Source organism: Microbulbifer sp. MLAF003, from assembly GCF_030012965.1.
GTDB lineage: Bacteria > Pseudomonadota > Gammaproteobacteria > Pseudomonadales > Cellvibrionaceae > Microbulbifer > Microbulbifer variabilis.
Window position 1 is genome coordinate 1,372,501 of the sequence record NZ_CP120232.1, and the last position, 18,223, is coordinate 1,390,723.

Genomic DNA, 18,223 nt, shown 5'->3' on the forward strand with positions numbered 1-18,223 from the left:
AAATAATTTGTAGTAATACACTGCAAGGCGAGGTTGAGTACTAACAATACTCAACATCAATATTGTGTGTCTCTCAAGCACACAATCCGGCGTCCGGGCCAATGATTTATTGTTGAGTCTGGATGTTAAAGTCGTTAGTAGTCGTTTGTGTTGTATGGTCAAGCGACTAAGCGTATACGGTGGATGCCTTGGCAGCTGGAGGCGATGAAGGACGTAGGAGCCTGCGAAAAGTCTAGGGGAGCTGGCACACAAGCTTTGATCCTAGAATGTCCGAATGGGGAAACCCACTCCTTTTAGGAGTATCCATAACTGAATTCATAGGTTATGGAGGCGAACCCGGGGAACTGAAACATCTAAGTACCCGGAGGAAAAGAAATCAACCGAGATTCCCTTAGTAGCGGCGAGCGAACGGGGATTAGCCCTTAAGCTCTTTATGTTTTAGTGGAAGGTTCTGGAAAGTACCGCGATACAGGGTGATAGCCCCGTACACGAAAAGGCATTTAGAGTGAAATCGAGTAGGTCGGGACACGTGTTATCTTGACTGAATATGGGGGGACCATCCTCCAAGGCTAAATACTCCCAGCTGACCGATAGTGAACCAGTACCGTGAGGGAAAGGCGAAAAGAACCCCGGAGAGGGGAGTGAAATAGAACCTGAAACCGTATACGTACAAGCAGTAGGAGCCCTTCGGGGTGACTGCGTACCTTTTGTATAATGGGTCAGCGACTTATTGTCTGTAGCAAGGTTAACCGCTTAGGGGAGCCGTAGAGAAATCGAGTCTTAATAGGGCGTTTAGTTGCAGGCAATAGACCCGAAACCCGGCGATCTATCCATGGGCAGGTTGAAGGTTGAGTAACATCAACTGGAGGACCGAACCCACTAATGTTGAAAAATTAGGGGATGACCTGTGGATCGGAGTGAAAGGCTAATCAAGCCGGGAGATAGCTGGTTCTCCTCGAAAGCTATTTAGGTAGCGCCTCGCGTCTCACCCTCGGGGGTAGAGCACTGTTTGGGCTAGGGGGTCATCCCGACTTACCAACCCCATGCAAACTCCGAATACCGAGGAGTGCAATCGCGGGAGACACACGGCGGGTGCTAACGTCCGTCGTGGAAAGGGAAACAACCCAGACCGCCAGCTAAGGTCCCAAATACCAATTAAGTGGGAAACGATGTGGGAAGGCCCAGACAGCTAGGAGGTTGGCTTAGAAGCAGCCATCCTTTAAAGAAAGCGTAATAGCTCACTAGTCGAGTCGGCCTGCGCGGAAGATATACCGGGGCTAAATTGGTAACCGAAGCTGCGGATGCCTTCGGGCATGGTAGAGGAGCGTTGTGTAAGCCGTTGAAGGTGGATCGGGAGGTCTGCTGGAGGTATCACAAGTGCGAATGCTGACATGAGTAACGATAAGGGAGGTGAAAAACCTCCCCGCCGGAAGACCAAGGGTTCCTGTCCAACGCTAATCGGGACAGGGTTAGTCGGCCCCTAAGGCGAGGGCGAAAGCCGTAGTCGATGGAAAACAGGTTAATATTCCTGTACTCGCTATTGCTGCGATGGAGTGACGGAGAAGGCTAGGCCAGCATGGCGATTGGTTGTCCATGTTTAAGGTTGTAGGCTGGGGACTTAGGCAAATCCGGGTCCCTAAGGCTGAGAACTGATGACGAGTCTCTTTTAGAGACGAAGTGGTTGATGCCCTGCTTCCAGGAAAAACTTCTAAGCTTCAGGCAATAGTGAACCGTACTCTAAACCGACACAGGTGGTCAGGTAGAGAATACCAAGGCGCTTGAGAGAACTCTGGTGAAGGAACTAGGCAAAATGGTACCGTAACTTCGGGAGAAGGTACGCCGGTTTTGGTGATGGGACTTGCTCCCTAAGCTGAGGCCGGTCGAAGTGACCAGGTGGCTGCGACTGTTTATTAAAAACATAGCACTCTGCAAACACGTAAGTGGACGTATAGGGTGTGACGCCTGCCCGGTGCCGGAAGGTTAATTGATGGGGTTAGCTTCGGCGAAGCTCTTGATCGAAGCCCCGGTAAACGGCGGCCGTAACTATAACGGTCCTAAGGTAGCGAAATTCCTTGTCGGGTAAGTTCCGACCTGCACGAATGGCGTAACGATGGCCACGCTGTCTCCACCAGAGACTCAGTGAAATTGAAATCGCTGTTAAGATGCAGTGTACCCGCGGCTAGACGGAAAGACCCCGTGAACCTTTACTACAGCTTTGCACTGAACTTTGAGCCTATTTGTGTAGGATAGGTGGGAGGCTTTGAAGCAGCGACGCTAGTTGTTGTGGAGCCGTCCTTGAAATACCACCCTGGTATGTTTGAGGTTCTAACTCTGGTCCGTTATCCGGATCGAGGACAGTGTATGGTGGGTAGTTTGACTGGGGCGGTCTCCTCCCAAAGAGTAACGGAGGAGTACGAAGGTGCACTCAGCATGGTCGGAAATCATGCAATGAGCATAATGGTATAAGTGCGCTTGACTGCGAGACAGACATGTCGAGCAGGTACGAAAGTAGGTCATAGTGATCCGGCGATTCTGTATGGAAGGGTCGTCGCTCAACGGATAAAAGGTACTCCGGGGATAACAGGCTGATACCGCCCAAGAGTTCACATCGACGGCGGTGTTTGGCACCTCGATGTCGGCTCATCACATCCTGGGGCTGAAGCCGGTCCCAAGGGTATGGCTGTTCGCCATTTAAAGTGGTACGCGAGCTGGGTTTAGAACGTCGTGAGACAGTTCGGTCCCTATCTGCCGTGGGCGTTGGAGATTTGAGAAGAGTTGCTCCTAGTACGAGAGGACCGGAGTGAACGAACCTCTGGTGTTCCGGTTGTCACGCCAGTGGCATTGCCGGGTAGCTATGTTCGGACGGGATAACCGCTGAAAGCATCTAAGCGGGAAGCCTCCTTCAAGATAAGATCTCCCTGGGAACTTGATTCCCCTAAAGGGCCGTGGAAGACTACCACGTTGATAGGCTGGGTGTGGAAGCGTTGTGAGGCGTTGAGCTAACCAGTACTAATTGCCCGTGCGGCTTGACCATACAACAGAGATGGTTACTAACGACTAGCTAAGCTAGCGGATTGTGAGTTAGAGACATACAATCGCTTGCGGTGTATTACTACAGATTGTTTTACCGACTTATTTGGGGTTATCGCCGGTCGACAGACCGAGGCAAACAGCGATAACGCGGCAGGCCAAGCAAATTGCTTATAAGACCAGCGCCAACCCAAGCCAGTTTGCCTGACGACAATAGAGTTGTGGAACCACCTGATCCCTTGCCGAACTCAGAAGTGAAACGCAACATCGCCGATGGTAGTGTGGGGCTTCCCCATGTGAGAGTAGGTCATCGTCAGGCTTCTAATCCGAAAGGGCCACCCATTGGGTGGCCCTTTTTTTATGTGTAAAAAAACAAATAAAGCCCTAAATTATGATTCCGTGCTCTGCGAAAGGCCGTAAAGTCCGGATTTGGGTTGTGTTTATCTATTTTTAGGCTTCAAATTACTTGATTAGCTTCACTAAAAGATAATACTTAACTGGAATACAATAAGTAACATGTGGGCTGTAACTGACTATTTCAGTCGCTATGAAGTAATAATCCTTTTGAAAATAATAAATAGGGTCAAGGGGGCTTTATGCCAGGTAGGGTGAGATTTTTAATAACTGCTTTAATTATGCTGCTATCTTCTTGTGCAACTGTGGAATTAACAGATGCAGGAAGAGATATACAAATTGTGCAACAGATATCTATTTCTGATCTTGATAAATATTATGAAGTTGGTGAGGTTGCTTGTAACTTTGGATTTAATGCACGATCAGCAATCACTAATATAAAGCAATGCCGAACTGATTTGAAGAATCAAGCGGCACAGTTAGGGGGGCATGTGATTGTTATAGAGCACCAGCAACTCGGAACAGGAGGGGGAACATCCTATGGTAAGGGGTATTCTGGCTGCCCAAACTGTATTTCGATGGTGGGAACCACCTATAAGGAAAAAGATACTGCTACAAACAATAAAAACTAATTCGATTTAAATCAGATAGTGAATCAGGTGCTCTTTTAAAAGTTATATTAAAAGAGCATTATTCTGTCAGGACGATTTTACTTTCACTAAATGGCTTTTAGGGGCTGTTGTTTTGAATTTATAAGATTTATCTCTTATATTTTCAATTTTCACTAGATGTCATTCATTACTTTATATTTATATATAAAGTCGATATGCAAAGTATCGATTATAGCGTTCCTTCACTTTAATTCTAACAGTATTGACTATTAAAGACCATTGCATCGTAAATATGGGATGTTAAATTTCTGCTGAATGCGGTGCCAAAAGGTAAGCTTAGTTCCCACTTCTATAAATTATTTCTTAGAAATTCTACCAAGTAAGGCTAGAAAATATCTTCCCTGGTAACATAGATAAAACACCATGAGGATATAAACCATGTGGAAGCTTAAGTTTCTTTATGTAGTCTTGGGAGCTTTGACCACTTTCACTATTTTTAGTGGTTATTCAAAGTTTTCTGATTTTCCTTTAGGTTATGAAAAAACGAAGCATCGAGAGATTGCAGCTCGGGTAGGTAAGCATGAAATTAGCATTGAGGCACTGGATAGCGAGCTTCAATTTGCTCTATATGATATAGCTGAAATGCAATACGAGTTACGATTAAATAAGCTTCATGAATTAATAGGTAGTACGGGGGAGGGTAGAGCTGATATCGAGATATTATTACCTTTTCCACAGCCGCCTCGTATCGAGCTGACTTATAGTGCACGAAATATTCGAGGAAATCCCCGGGCGCCTGTCACCATCGCAGTATTTTGCTCTTTTCAGTCGCCACATTGTAAATCCACTCAGCCTGTGTTTAGGCGCTTAATGGTTGAGTATCAGGAATGGATAAGGCAGGTTAATTTCGATTTTCCTTTGAAGTTTCATAGAGAGGGTGTAATGGCTGCAGCTGTAACACGTTGTGCAGCAGAGCAAAGCAAGTTTTGGGAGTACCATGATGCATTATATACTCTGGCTCCAAGCGTTAATAAAAACGAATACGTACGCTTGGCTAAACAGCTTCAAATGGATAGTTCACAGTTTGATCGTTGTAGAGCTGACGGGCTATATAGATCTCAGGTGCTTGAAGACCAAAAACTAGCCATTGCTCTTGGACTAAAAAATGTACCCGTAGTTTTTATCAACGGCTTATACCTAAAGGGACCTCGCACTTTTGAACAGTATTCTTTCTGGATTGAAAAGGAATTGTATTCTTTGGGAATAAACCCAAAAGATGAAGCTGTCCAGAAAGATAGCAATAATATCAATGAGCGAAATTTACCCTTAACTAAATTGCCGCTTCGACTGCTTGGGATTAGCGAGTCGAGTGTCAAAAATAGATCAAAAGCATTAATTGAAGTGAATGGGGCAACGGCTCAATATTTCACTTTGGGACAAGCGCTTTTAGAGGGAGTCTCGCTGCTGCGGCTCTATTCCAAGTTTGCCGTCATTGAGAGCAATGAGGGATTGGCGAAACTTCCCCTTGAAGGTGAAGAGGGCACTGATATTTTATTGACCCAGTCATATATACATAGTGAGAAACTTAAGCGTCGTATTGAACAACCGATGGGACCTGGAACCCGTCAGCTAATCTCTCCATCTGGAGTGCTTACCCTGGGGCAGGAATGGTTGAGTAGACAATTGGAGGAGCGTGAAATCCTGGAGTCTAAGTTTACAGAGGCAGAACTGGAAGTCGAAGGGTATCACCTGATGCGACTGGAAGGCGTTGCTGATAATGAATTCTTTACTGCATTAGGCTTTCAGGAAAATGATGTATTGCTGAGGGTTAATGATAGCTGGGTTCATAGTGGTCAAAATGCCCTATGGGATGCGCTGACCAGCGGAAAGATAATTGATGTGGCATTCATGCGTAAGGGATTGCCACATCGATTACAGTACGTTGTTGAAGAGTTAGGATACTTTGAAGAAGAGCCGGATAGCGAGAAAGAATAACAGAAATAAGAAATGAGCCTGTTGTAACAACAATCTAAAAAAGCAACAGGCTCTATATCCACCGAGCAGTAAAATTTGAACTTAATTACTTATCTGTATTGCCTTGCCACAAAAGATCAGCCACTATATTCTGGCCTTGGACACTGGGATGGAAGCAGTCACCGCCATCAATATCGTCCTTACCAAATTGGAAAGTACCGGCATTTACCTCACCTTCACCAGTGTACTCGGCTATTACTTCAACGCCATTGGTGCCATTATAGCTTTCTGCCTCCTCGGCAAGTATTTCGTTATATCGACGTTGGGCTGCGCTAATACCGTTGTAGCGAGTGGTAAAATCCTCTCCATTCATAGTACCGCCATTGGTAGCAATTCGGCAGATACCAAAGGTAGACCAGACACTTTCACAGTCTACCCGAGAGTTTCCGGCTTGCTTTTCCAACCCTGCTGCGCGCAGGTCTTGTACACGGGGTACCGAACCGAGAAGAATAGTAGAGCCATTGGGCAGGCCTTCGACCAGTTTGTCTAACCCCGCGCGAATTGCAGAGCGCCATTCACTATCAGTGTAAAGTGGATCATCACAATTCGCCGGATCTACACACTCGCGGTTACAGATATCATTACCGCCTAAAACTACTTCTACGTGGTCAGCTACATTATTCTGCGAAAGAATCCGGTCGGCTTGAGTAGAGAAATTGTCTCCACCACTGAGCATTTCCGCTCCAGATTCCGCCGCATTTTTATTAGCGGCCATATTTGGTGAATTAACTTTATACTTGTCATGAATACTTTCAACTGAATTGTCATCACCATCAAACCAGGAGTGCTCTGGTTGGTCTCCACCAAGGAGACAGAAAAGATCCCAGAAATACTTATTGCGGGTACAGTCCGCTCCGAATGCCATGGTAATACTGTCACCCGCGGCGACCGACTTGGAGGGGCTGCCATTGCTGGCTGTATCGACAAAACGCACAAAGCCAGGGTTATTACTACTCCATATTTATTCCACATTGTGTTTTCTCCCACACCGACTTTCGTCGTAGATAATTATTTTTTTGGTACTGCATCGGTGAACCAGTGGAGTGTAGGTCGGAGTGGAAAAGGGAGAGAAGTGAATGCTTCCGACTAATTAGTCAGAGTTTAATAAGTTGAAGTGGGTTGGGGTTTTGTCGTCTGTAACATTTCTTTCTGCAAGGCCACTTCTATTAAAGATCTATGCGATGATATTTATCCGCCCGGGTGACCTTCTGTTCATATCTGTTAGCTTCCACTATACTGCGCTCTACTTGTCGGAGTGCCTGTGGGCTGAGATCGCTGTTGCGAGATCCGTTGAACCTGATCGGGGTAACCCCCGCGTAGGGAACAAGATCTGAAGTCGCCTGTTTTGTTACAGTTTGGCGTCTTTTCTCTTTGTATGTGCCCTGGATGCTGCGACCTTTAAATTTCCAAGTTTTAAGGTTACGCATGTCTGAGATCATTGAACAATCCGGTAAAGCCGGAAAGTCCTCCCGCGCTGCCAGTCGCGATTCCGCTAAAGAATTTCTTGAAAATCTCACGGTTCAATCTTTCCCCAACTCGAGCAAGGTGTATTTGCCCGGTGAAACTCCCGACATTCAGGTTGGTGCCCGCCAGATCTGTTTGGGAGATAGTTTGGTAGGGGGGATGCAGAGAATCCGGTGTTTGAACCCAATGAGCCCCTAACCATTTACGACACTTCGGGCCCCTATTCCGAGCCCAATTTTAAAGTGGACGTACGGGAAGGGTTGCCCAAATTGCGCCAGGGCTGGATAGAGGCCCGCAGAGATACTGAACTGCTGGACTCTCGCCAAGCGGCCTACAGCCAGAAGCGTATGGCGAACCAGGGGCTGGATCATATCCGCTTTGAAAACCTTCCCAGCCCTCGCCGGGCCAAACCGGGACAGAATGTATCTCAGATGCACTATGCCCGCCGCGGCATTATTACCCCAGAGATGGAATTTATCGCAGTGCGCGAAAATATGGGGCGAGCCAAGTTGGCAGCGGAAATGAGTGAAAGTGAATACCAGAAGGCACGTGATGGTATTTACATCCCCGAGCAAATCACGCCGGAATTTGTGCGCCGGGAAGTTGCAGAGGGGCGGGCAATTATCCCGGCGAATATTAATCACCCGGAAGTGGAGCCGATGATTATCGGGCGCAACTTCCTGTGCAAGGTGAATGCAAATATTGGTAATTCTGCTGTGACTTCTTCCATTGAAGAGGAAGTGGAGAAACTGGTTTGGTCTACCAAGTGGGGCGCGGACACGGTGATGGATCTGTCCACCGGTGCCAATATCCACGAAACCCGCGAGTGGATTCTGCGCAACTCGCCAGTGCCCATCGGTACCGTGCCGATTTACCAGGCGCTGGAGAAAGTAAACGGAATTGCTGAAGATCTTAACTGGGATGTGTTCCGCGATACCTTGATTGAGCAGGCAGAGCAGGGGGTGGATTACTTCACTATTCATGCTGGCGTGCTTTTGCGCTATGTGCCGCTCACTGCCAAACGTATGACCGGGATTGTTTCTCGCGGTGGTTCCATCATGGCCAAGTGGTGCCTCGCCCATCACAAAGAGAATTTCCTCTACACCCACTTCGAGGAAATCTGCGAGATTATGAAGGCTTACGATGTGAGCTTTAGTCTCGGTGATGGCCTGCGCCCGGGCTCAATTGCGGATGCTAACGATGAAGCCCAGTTTGGCGAGCTGCACACGCTTGGCGAGCTGACTGAAATTGCCTGGAAGCACGATGTTCAGACCATGATCGAAGGCCCCGGCCATGTGGCTATCCATAAGATCAAAGAAAATATGGATGAGCAGCTAAAGCACTGCCACGGCGCACCTTTCTACACTCTAGGTCCGTTGACCACGGATATTGCTCCCGGCTACGACCACATTACTTCCGGCATCGGCGCTGCACTTATCGGCACCTACGGCTGCGCCATGCTCTGCTATGTGACCCCGAAAGAGCACCTGGGCCTACCCAATAAAGAGGATGTTAAAGAGGGCCTTATGGCCTATAAGATTGCGGCTCATGCCGCAGACTTGGCCAAAGGGCATCCGCGGGCACAGAAGCGCGATGACGCCCTGTCAAAAGCCCGCTTTGAATTCCGTTGGGAAGACCAGTTCAATCTCGGCTTGGACCCGGAGCGGGCACGCACCTATCACGATGAAACCTTGCCAAAGGAATCCGGCAAGGTAGCTCACTTCTGCTCCATGTGCGGCCCAAAATTCTGCTCCATGAAAATCACCAGGATGTGCGCGATTATGCGGCCAAGCAGGAAGCGGCACAGGGCATGGAGGAAATGTCGATTAAATTTAAGGACATGGGCAGCGAGATTTATCACAAGGGCTGATGAGTATTTTGGGGGAGAATCCTCTCCCCCAAGAATCGGATAGCAAAAGTACGGCGAGTGCATAGAGTTTATCGCCGGGTGTCGATTTGGATTTGCGAAGATAGGTGGTCTGTGACAAGCGAAACCAAAGCCAAAGTAGCTATTGCCGGTGGCGGCCTGTTAGGTCGCTTGCTCGCCTGGCGGCTCTGCCAACGGGAACTGGATATCACCCTGTTTGAAGCGGGTGATTTGTCGGCACCAGTCGGGGGAGCCTGCTGGGCGGCAGCGGGAATGATCTCACCACTATCGGAATTGGTGCACAGCGATAAACAGGTTTACAACCTGGGGCTGAAAAGCCTTGAGCTTTGGCCTGAGTGGGCCCGGCAGCTGAAGGAGCAGAGCGGGCAGGACGTGGAATACCGCAGGGCGGGCTCAGTACTGGTTGCTCACGGCAAGGATAGAAGTGAGCTGTTGCAATTCCTGCGGGAGTTGCAGGGCAAGTTGGGTGAATCTGCCAGGGAGCAGGTGGAGGCACTCGATAGCAATACTTTAGCGAAATTAGAGCCCTCCTTACACGGCTTTGAACAGGGGCTTTACTTACGAGGTGAGGCGGATATCAATAATCACCGCTTGTTGCCTGCGTTACTCAGCGCATTGCACCGAGGAGCTGTCACTCTGCGAGAGCATAGCAAGGTAAATTGCGAAGCTGGGTATATCTCTGTGAACTCGGAGTGCGAACAATTTGATTGCGTGATCGACTGCCGTGGTCTCGGTGCCAAGGGGCAGATTGAAGGCTTACGCGGTGTCCGTGGTGAGGTGATGGTGGTGGAATCCCGGGAAGTGGTTTTGCAGCGTCCAGTGCGCCTGCTCCACCCACGCTATAAGCTCTACGCTGTACCACGCAGCGATGGACGCACTGTAATCGGCGCCACAGAAATTGAGAGCGAAGACCAGTCGCCCATTTCCGTCCGCTCCAGTATGGAATTGTCTTCCGCGCTTTACTCCCTCAACCCGGCTTTTGCCGAGGCTCGTATTGTTGAGACCCGCGTAAATTGTCGCCCCGCCACTATGGATAATATGCCTTATATCCACAGCGAGGATGGCCTGATTCGGGTGAATGGCCTTTACCGTCACGGTTATCTTTTAGCGCCGGCAGTAGTGGAGCAAGTGGCGAGTCAAGTGGCACAACAACTGTTACAGGTGGTTTGATGCAGGTATTAATTAATGGGGAAACACAGAGCCTTGAATCCCCGCTAAAACTCTCTGTGCTTTTACAGCAGCTCGGCTATCGCGGAGAAACATTTGCCGTTGCGATCAACGGTGGATTTATTCCCCGTATGGAATATAGCAATACACAGATAAATAACGGCGATAGCCTGGATATTGTTGCTCCGGTAGTGGGGGTAAAGGTGAGCGATCTACTAACACTGTACGGAAAGGCATTTAACAGCCGGCTTTTGGTGGGCACCGCCCTGTATCCATCCCCTGCGATTATGCGCGAATCCGTGCAAGCCTCAGCTTCGGAAATTATTACTTTGTCCCTGCGCCGGCAAAATCCGGCACAGCAGCAGGACAATAGATTTTGGGATTATATTCGCGAGTCCGGCTGTCAGCTGTTGCCCAATACCGCCGGTTGTAAATCGCCGCGAGAAGCGGTGGAGCTGGCAAAAATGTCCCAGGAAATTTTCCAAACCGATTGGCTCAAGCTGGAAGTGATTGGTGATGATTACAATTTGCAGCCAGACCCCTTTGGCCTAGTAGAAGCTGCGCGGGAGTTAATTCAATTAGGCTTCAAGGTTTTGCCTTATTGCACAGATGACCTGGTGTTGTGTCGAAAACTTTTGGATGTGGGTTGCGAGGTATTAATGCCCTGGGGGCTCCCATCGGTACCGGGCAGGGCCTGCTCAATAAATATAACCTGCAAACACTGCGCGAGCGCCTGAGTGATGTACCGCTCATTATTGACGCCGGAATCGGTGCGCCATCACAGGCGGCAGAAGCACTGGAGATGGGCTTTGATGCGGTGTTATTGAATACCGCGATTGCAAAAGCCCAGGATCCGGTACTGATGGCTAATGCTTTTAAACTGGCTGTGGAATCCGGGCGCGCCGCCTTTAATGCCGGCTTGATGCTCAGGCGTCAAACCGCCAGCCCCAGCACCCCCACCCTGGATATGCCGTTCTGGCAGCAGGCAGAGAGCATATTGCAGGATTAGTATTTTTATGCGCGATCAACTTCAATCGAAAAAGCCAATTGTCTGGACCATTGCCGGCAGTGACTCCGGCGGTGGCGCCGGCATTCAGGCGGACCTGCTGACTTTTGCCGACCTCGGCTGCCATGGTTGCAGTGCTATCACGGCCAATACCGCACAGAATACGGTGGAAGTCACTGCAATTAATGCAGTTTCCCTAGAGGTCTTGGCTTCACAATTGCGGGCCTTACAGCGGGATCTATTTCCTGCCGCAATTAAAATCGGTCTGCTAGCGAATGCTGAACAAGTTGTTGCGGTGGCAGATTTCCTGCGCCAGCTGAAAGCGGTGCAGCCGGTTCCGGTTATTTACGACCCGGTTGCTGTTGCTACCAACGGAGCCGGGCTCACCGAAGGGGATATTACCGCAACGGTGTTGGCTCAGTTGATGCCACAGTGTGATCTGGTCACTCCCAATTTACATGAATTGGGATGGCTTACCGGGGCCAGTGTCGCGGGTGCGGAATCTATTGTGCAAGCTGCGCGTCAGTTGCACGCCCACGGCGGTACCGCAATTTTAGTTACCGGCGGCCATACGCAATTGCGTGCGGGAGAAGTTGCCGACTTACTGTGGGATGGTGAAAAGGCCGATTGGTTTATTGGCCGGGAAGTGTCCAGTACAGGCACACATGGCACAGGCTGCACTCTGTCCTCCGCTATTGCCGCCTGCCGCGCCTTGGGCTATCCGTTGCGAGATGCCTGCGTCGTGGGTAAAGCCTATGTTCAGCGGGGCTTGTGCCGGGGAAATAATACACACATCGGCGCTGGTGCCGGCCCTGTAGGCCACTGTGGCTGGCCCCTGGATTTAATCGACTTCCCGGAGATTTTAGTGCCGGGAGAAGAGCGTGCGCTGGATTATGGTTTTGGTGCGGCCCAGCCTCTTGTTCAAGGGTTTGCCCAAACAGACTCTCAAGCATTGGGTTTATATCCGGTTGTGGATACAGTGGAGTGGTTGCAGCGCTTGGCCGAGCTGGGGGTGCGTACTTTACAGCTGCGAATAAAGAATCCGGGTGGGGACCTGCGCGCACAGATTGAGCGTGCAGTGGCTATTGGCAGGACGTATAACCTGCGCCTGTTCATCAATGATTACTGGCAGTTGGCGATTGAGTGCGGCGCCTACGGTGTGCATTTGGGCCAGGAGGATTTGCAGTCTGCTGATCTGAGGGCAATTCAAGCGGCAGGATTGAAGCTGGGTATCAGTACCCACGGCTTCTATGAATTACTATTGGCCTACCGTTATCGCCCCAGCTACCTGGCGATTGGTGCAATTTATGCGACCAACACCAAGGATATGTCGGATCAGTTGCAGGGCGTGCAGAAACTTGCGCGAATGGCAGCACTATTGCCCGATTATCCACTCGTGGCAATTGGTGGTATTAATATGCAGCGGGCCAGTGAGGTTATCGCTAGCGGCGTTGGCAGTATCGCCGTGGTCAGCGCTGTTACTAAAGCGGAAGACTACAAGCAGGCGGTTGCCGATTTTAATGTCCTGTTGAAAGGTAAGCATGCGGAAGTAGAGCCATGTTAAGTAGTAAGGAATTACAGCGTTACAGTCGCCAGATAATGTTGCCCCAGGTGGGTGAAGAGGGACAGAAAAAGCTGTCTTCTGCGCGAATTCTGATTGTTGGCTTAGGTGGGCTCGGCAGCCCGGCAGCGATGTATCTGGCCGCAGCCGGTATTGGAGAGCTGCACTTGGTGGATGGTGATCATATCGATCTCTCCAATTTACAGCGCCAGGTTTTGTACAAAACCAATCACCAGGGAAAATCCAAAGCCATGGTGGCTGCACAACAATTGGCTGCGGCCAATCCAACTATTCGCATTCACCCCCACAGCCAAATGGCGAATGAATCCTGGCTGCGTGAGCAGGTAAAACAGGTGGATCTGGTGTTGGACTGCACCGATAACCTGGAAATCCGCCATACGATCAACCGGGTTTGTTATCAGGCAGGATGTCTGGTGGTAATGGCATCGGTGCAGGGGTTTTCCGGCCAGCTGATTAGTTTTGATTTTTCTGAAGGAAAAGGTCCCTGTTATGCCTGCCTGTTTCCGCCCCAGGAGCAGGCTGAAGTCCAGAACTGCTCTACAGCAGGTGTGATCGGTCCTGCGCTGGGTGTAGTTGGCAGTATGCAGGCTCTGGAGGCCATAAAGTACTTGGTAGGGTTGCCGGTATCGAGCTTGAATAAATTGCACTTAATCGAGACGGAAAGCTTAGCTCTGCAAACTTTGCAGCTGCCGAGCCATAGTAATTGCCCGGTTTGTAATACCTAGCAACTTTGTTTCCTCTTAAATTTTTCTTTCAGTAGATTTATACAGGGCTGGCAATATGAGCGTATGCATAGCCAATATGCTTTATTTTTGCTCCTTTTTTGGCGTAATAATTATCTTTTTACTTTAGACCTACAGTTGCTCTAGAGCAGGGTTCCGCCAGACTCAAGGTATATTTCGAGTTAGTTGCCTGGATAAATATGTTTGCCTTTTTAGTGTCTTATAAACTTGGCTCGGCTATATAGATAAGCTATCAACCCGATAGCTTGTGAGAAATCTTTAAAGCTATCAGAATGGCATCACAACCACTTCGGTGACAAAAGTATTGGAAGAAGGATTTGTTTAATGAAAAAAATCGATATTGGTATTAGCGAAAAAGATAGGGAAAAGATCGCTGGTGGTCTCAAGCACTTGCTGGCGGATAGTTACACTCTGTACCTGCAAACGCACAACTTCCATTGGAATGTTACCGGGCCATTTTTTCGTGAACTGCACCTGATGTTTGAAGAGCAGTATAACGAGCTGGCCACCGCGGTAGATGATATTGCCGAGCGGATTCGCACCTTGGGGGTTTCTGCGCCAGGCACCTACCAGGCTTTTGGGCAGTTGAGCTCTATTAAAGAAGTTGTGGAAATTCCCGCAGCCGAGGATATGGTGAAAATTCTCACCAAGGGCCATGAGCAAGTGATTAAAACTTGCCGCGATGTATTAAAAGCTGCGCAAAAGGGAGAGGATGAATCGACTATTGCCCTGGTATCCGATCGTATGAGTGTCCATGAAAAAACTGCCTGGATGCTGCGCGCCACCAGCAGCAAGTAGTGGCTGGCCCTCTGGGCAAGTTACTGTTCCTGCGGTGCTTACTGCTCGGTGAGTAACTCCAGGAAAGCACCGGCGGGTGCAGAGAGGTTGCCGCGGCTTTTGAGCAGCGTGCCAACTTCCTGTGTCACCGCCGGAGCGGAGAGAGGCAGACAGGTTAAACCATGCTCTCGCATTTGTGCCTCACAAAGACTTGGTACGGCACTGACTCCCAAGCCTGTCCTGACCAGCTGCCCGATAGTGCTTAGTTGGTTGGCTTCACAAACATATTGAGCGGCTTTCCCACACTGGTTAAAGGCAGTATCCGTCCAGCGCCTTACCGCTGATCCACGGTTCATCGATATAAAAGGGTGAGTGGCCAAGTCGCGCCAGCGTATTGTCTTTTTTCCGCCAATATGTGCTCTTTGGGCACTACTGCGATAAAACGATCGCGTTCAAAGGGCACAAACTCCATTCCGCCCAGTTCATCCGGGCGAAAACTGATACCCAATTCCGCGCGTCCCTCCTGCACCGCCTCTACAACCCGTTCCATAACCACATCTTCCAGCACAATATTGATTTGGGGAAACTTCTGGTGGAAGTCAGCCAATAGAGAGGGTACCCGGTTTAAGGCAAAAGCGGGGATAACCGCCAGCCGTAGCTGGCCGCGTTCCAGGCGGAAGCGCTGCTGTATAGCATCCAGTGATTGGTCCCAGCTATTAAGCAGTTGTTCCGCACGAACCAGGAACTCGCGTCCTTCTGGGGTCAAGACCAGTTGGCGACCATCGCGACTGAATAGGGGGCCTCCGGTGGCTTCTTCCAGATTACGGATGGCTATAGAGAGCGCCGGCTGGGAAGAGTGTAACTGGGCACTGGCCTGCGCCAAGCTGCGGCTGCGCGCTACGACAACGAAGGCACGAAGTTGTTTAATAGTAGCGCTCACTGGGGCTCCAGATACTTCAGGGAATGTTAAATTTTATTAAAGAAACCATCGAAAGATTAAAATAGTTTAAAGTCGTCGGGCAAGGCATGATTGCCGCTTTCGCCCTGGCGAAGGTCAAACAATCACCGAGAATAATGAACCTACAAGGTCTGTTGAGATGAAGGACAATGCACAACCCCTTTGGCAACCGAGCCCAAAGGCCATAGCCTCAACCCAAATGGATGAGTTTCGCCGGCTGGTTAATGAGAAACACCAGCTACAGCTGGAAGACTACAACGCGCTATACCAGTGGTCTGTTGAAGAGCGCGAGGACTTCTGGAGCGATTTGTGGGATTTCTGCGAAGTAGAAGCTGGTGTGCGCGGAGAAGAGATCTTGGGCCGCGACAGTATGCCGGGTGCTGAGTGGTTCCCCGGTGCACAACTTAATTTTGCTGAGAACCTGCTGCGCTACCGCGACGATAAGCCGGCTTTAGTAGAACGCCTGGAGAATGGTAGCCGCCGCCAGCTCAGCTACGCGCAGCTGTATGACCGGGTAGAGCGCTTGGCTTCAGCCCTGGCCAATCAGGGCGTGTCCAAAGGGGATCGTGTGGCTGGCTTTATGCCAAATGTGATCGATACCGTAGTGGCCATGCTGGCAACTACTAGCCTCGGTGCTATCTGGACTTCCTGTTCGCCGGACTTTGGCATTAATGGCGTGTTTGACCGTTTCGGCCAAGTGGAGCCGAAAGTGCTATTTGCCTGTGAGGGCTATCTCTATAACGGCAAAGTGATCGACTCGCTGCCGCGCCTGCGTGAGATAGTGGCCCGTATCGATTCTATTGAGAAGCTGGTGGTGGTACCTGTCGCCCGCTCTCAAGAGGAAACGGCTCAAGTACTAGCGGCAGAACCGCTGGATAAAGTGGTGTTACTGTCGGAGTTTGAAGCTGCAGCGCCCAAGCGCGAGCTTACCTTTGCCCAGACCGCATTCGATCACCCCCTGTATATCATGTACTCTTCGGGTACTACTGGAGTGCCGAAGTGCATAGTGCACGGGGTGGGTGGTACCTTACTCCAACATCTGAAGGAGCATCGCCTACATTGCGACTTGCGTCGTGAGGATTCCCTGTTCTACTTCACCACCTGCGGCTGGATGATGTGGAACTGGCTGGTAAGTGGCCTGGCTTGCGGTGCAACTCTGGTGCTGTTTGATGGCTCTCCCTTCTATCCAGAGGCCAGGGGCCTATGGGATATGGCAGATGAGGAAGGCATTAGCGTATTCGGCACCAGCGCCAAGTATATTGCCGCCCTGGAGAAGAGCGGCTGTAAGCCTCGGGAAAGCCACAAACTGGAGAAGCTGCGCGCGGTGCTGTCTACCGGCTCGCCACTGGCCCATGAAGGCTTCCGCTATGTTTACCGAGACATAAAGAAAGACTTGTGCCTGTCTTCTATTTCCGGCGGCACCGATATTATTTCATGCTTCGCCCTGGGTAACCCGACTTTGCCGGTTTATGCGGGAGAACTTCAGTGCCGCGGCTTGGGTATGGCTGTGGAGGTCTGGAATGACGATGGTAAACCAGTAACTGCAGCGAAAGGGGAGCTGGTGTGCGCCAAATCCTTCCCCTGTATGCCGATCGGCTTCTGGAATGACCCCGATGGGACAAAATATAACAGTGCATATTTTGAAAACTGGCCGGGCGTTTGGGCGCACGGTGACTATGCGGAAATTACCTCCCATGGGGGGTGATTATTTATGGTCGCTCCGATGCGGTACTGAATCCCGGTGGCGTACGCATCGGCACCGCCGAGATTTACCGCCAGGTGGAGAAGGTGGAGGAAGTGCTCGATAGTATCTGTATCGGCCAGCAGTGGCGGGATGATGTACGCGTGGTGCTCTTTGTTGTGCTTCGTGAGGGAGTGGAACTGGATGAGGATTTGGTGCAGAAAATCCGCTCCACTATTCGCGCTAACACTACCCCGCGTCATGTACCGGCCAAGGTAATTCAGGTGGCGGATATTCCGCGTACTATTAGCGGAAAAATTGTCGAGTTGGCAGTGCGTAATGTGGTGCACGGCAAGTTGGTCAAGAATAAGGAAGCCCTTGCTAACCCTGAGGCTCTGGCACAGTTCGAAAACCTGCCGGCTCTGGCTGAGGACTGAAGCTATTAATTAAGGGGGAAGGGTACGTAGGCGGGCGTCATTTTGTTTACCCGCGTTCTGCGCTACCCTTGCCATATAGTAATACCAATAAATTCAAGGCAGAAGAACAGGTATGGTTACTTATCTATATTGGGCGGCGGTTATCGCCCTGGTCATTCTCTCCCTTTTTGTTGGCAGCCGTATGGGCAGCTTGAAAATTGGCGCTATTGCGGCCGCAGTTTTCTTCTTTGCGGGTTGGTTGGCGTATTACTTCCACTACGAACAGGTCTTTGTAAAACGCTTCGGTGGGGTGATGCGTATTTCCGTGCCCGATGGTTACCGACATATTGGCGCCACCTGGAAAGAGGACAATCTCTGGATTGAGAACTACGACCCCAAAACCAATCAATGTATTTTCACTGAATACTCCAAGGGAAATATTCTCGAAGGGCGAGTGATAATTCAGGATTGTAATCCGTTACTTGGCAATCTCAGCTCCCAGCCATAAGCTA

10 protein-coding genes, 2 rRNA genes, 3 pseudogenes and 1 riboswitch are annotated in these 18,223 nt (G+C 50.1%); of the genes and pseudogenes, 12 read left to right on the plus strand and 3 right to left on the minus strand.

Annotation, left to right across the window (positions count from 1 at the left end):
- Window positions 1–156 precede the first annotated feature (156 nt).
- From P3339_RS06675 to P3339_RS06690, 4 genes are all read left to right on the plus strand, one after another.
- Window positions 157–3,034 (plus strand): 23S ribosomal RNA (locus tag P3339_RS06675).
- A 199-nt stretch (window positions 3,035–3,233) separates the two neighbouring features.
- Window positions 3,234–3,349 (plus strand): 5S ribosomal RNA (gene rrf / locus P3339_RS06680).
- A 277-nt stretch (window positions 3,350–3,626) separates the two neighbouring features.
- Window positions 3,627–4,016: a hypothetical protein gene (locus tag P3339_RS06685; protein WP_282952805.1), complete on the plus strand. Its 390-nt coding sequence runs from the start codon at window positions 3,627–3,629 to the stop codon at window positions 4,014–4,016.
- 417 nt (window positions 4,017–4,433) lie between these two features.
- Window positions 4,434–5,990, plus strand: coding sequence for a thioredoxin domain-containing protein (locus tag P3339_RS06690; protein WP_020413587.1), 1,557 nt, complete (start codon window positions 4,434–4,436; stop codon window positions 5,988–5,990).
- Window positions 5,991–6,075: 85 nt separating this feature from the next.
- Here the strand turns inward: P3339_RS06690 and P3339_RS06695 are convergent, their stop codons facing one another.
- Window positions 6,076–6,963, minus strand: a complete 888-nt coding sequence (locus P3339_RS06695) for an SGNH/GDSL hydrolase family protein (RefSeq protein ID WP_282952806.1) — start codon at window positions 6,961–6,963, stop codon at window positions 6,076–6,078.
- A gap of 307 nt (window positions 6,964–7,270) precedes the next feature.
- Window positions 7,271–7,369, plus strand: a riboswitch (TPP riboswitch).
- 85 nt (window positions 7,370–7,454) lie between these two features.
- Between P3339_RS06695 and thiC the strand changes: the two are divergent.
- The 6 genes and pseudogenes from thiC to P3339_RS06725 all read left to right on the plus strand — a co-directional run bounded on the left by thiC (window position 7,455) and on the right by P3339_RS06725 (window position 14,677).
- Window positions 7,455–9,363: pseudogene (gene thiC / locus P3339_RS06700) on the plus strand (phosphomethylpyrimidine synthase ThiC).
- Window positions 9,364–9,474: 111 nt separating this feature from the next.
- Window positions 9,475–10,551: a glycine oxidase ThiO gene (thiO, locus tag P3339_RS06705; protein WP_282952807.1), complete on the plus strand. Its 1,077-nt coding sequence runs from the start codon at window positions 9,475–9,477 to the stop codon at window positions 10,549–10,551.
- A pseudogene (gene thiS / locus P3339_RS06710) lies at window positions 10,551–11,557 on the plus strand (sulfur carrier protein ThiS). Before thiO ends, thiS begins: the two are co-directional and overlap by 1 nt.
- 7 nt (window positions 11,558–11,564) lie before the next feature.
- Complete coding sequence (gene thiE, locus P3339_RS06715; RefSeq protein ID WP_282952808.1) at window positions 11,565–13,118, plus strand: thiamine phosphate synthase; 1,554 nt, start codon at window positions 11,565–11,567, stop codon at window positions 13,116–13,118.
- A complete protein-coding gene (locus tag P3339_RS06720) occupies window positions 13,112–13,861 on the plus strand; it encodes a HesA/MoeB/ThiF family protein (protein ID WP_020413579.1) in 750 nt (249 codons plus the stop codon). The genes thiE and P3339_RS06720 overlap by 7 nt, the downstream gene beginning before the upstream one ends.
- 342 nt (window positions 13,862–14,203) lie before the next feature.
- Window positions 14,204–14,677 (plus strand): Dps family protein, encoded by a 474-nt coding sequence (locus P3339_RS06725; RefSeq protein WP_020413578.1) that lies wholly within the window; start codon window positions 14,204–14,206, stop codon window positions 14,675–14,677.
- Between the two features lie 38 nt (window positions 14,678–14,715).
- Here P3339_RS06725 and P3339_RS06730 read toward each other — a convergent pair whose 3' ends face one another.
- A complete protein-coding gene (locus P3339_RS06730; RefSeq protein ID WP_353056894.1) occupies window positions 14,716–15,012 on the minus strand; it encodes a LysR substrate-binding domain-containing protein in 297 nt (98 codons plus the stop codon).
- Window positions 15,009–15,596 (minus strand): LysR family transcriptional regulator, encoded by a 588-nt coding sequence (locus tag P3339_RS06735; RefSeq protein ID WP_282952810.1) that lies wholly within the window; start codon window positions 15,594–15,596, stop codon window positions 15,009–15,011. Before P3339_RS06735 ends, P3339_RS06730 begins: the two co-directional genes overlap by 4 nt.
- A gap of 217 nt (window positions 15,597–15,813) precedes the next feature.
- On the opposite strand from P3339_RS06735, the pseudogene P3339_RS06740 reads away from it, so the two are divergent.
- Window positions 15,814–17,732: pseudogene (locus P3339_RS06740) on the plus strand (acetoacetate--CoA ligase).
- A 112-nt stretch (window positions 17,733–17,844) separates the two neighbouring features.
- Window positions 17,845–18,219 carry a hypothetical protein gene (locus tag P3339_RS06745; RefSeq protein WP_020413575.1) on the plus strand — a complete coding sequence of 125 codons (375 nt, stop codon included), beginning with the start codon at window positions 17,845–17,847 and terminating at the stop codon, window positions 18,217–18,219.
- Window positions 18,220–18,223: the final 4 nt, after the last annotated feature.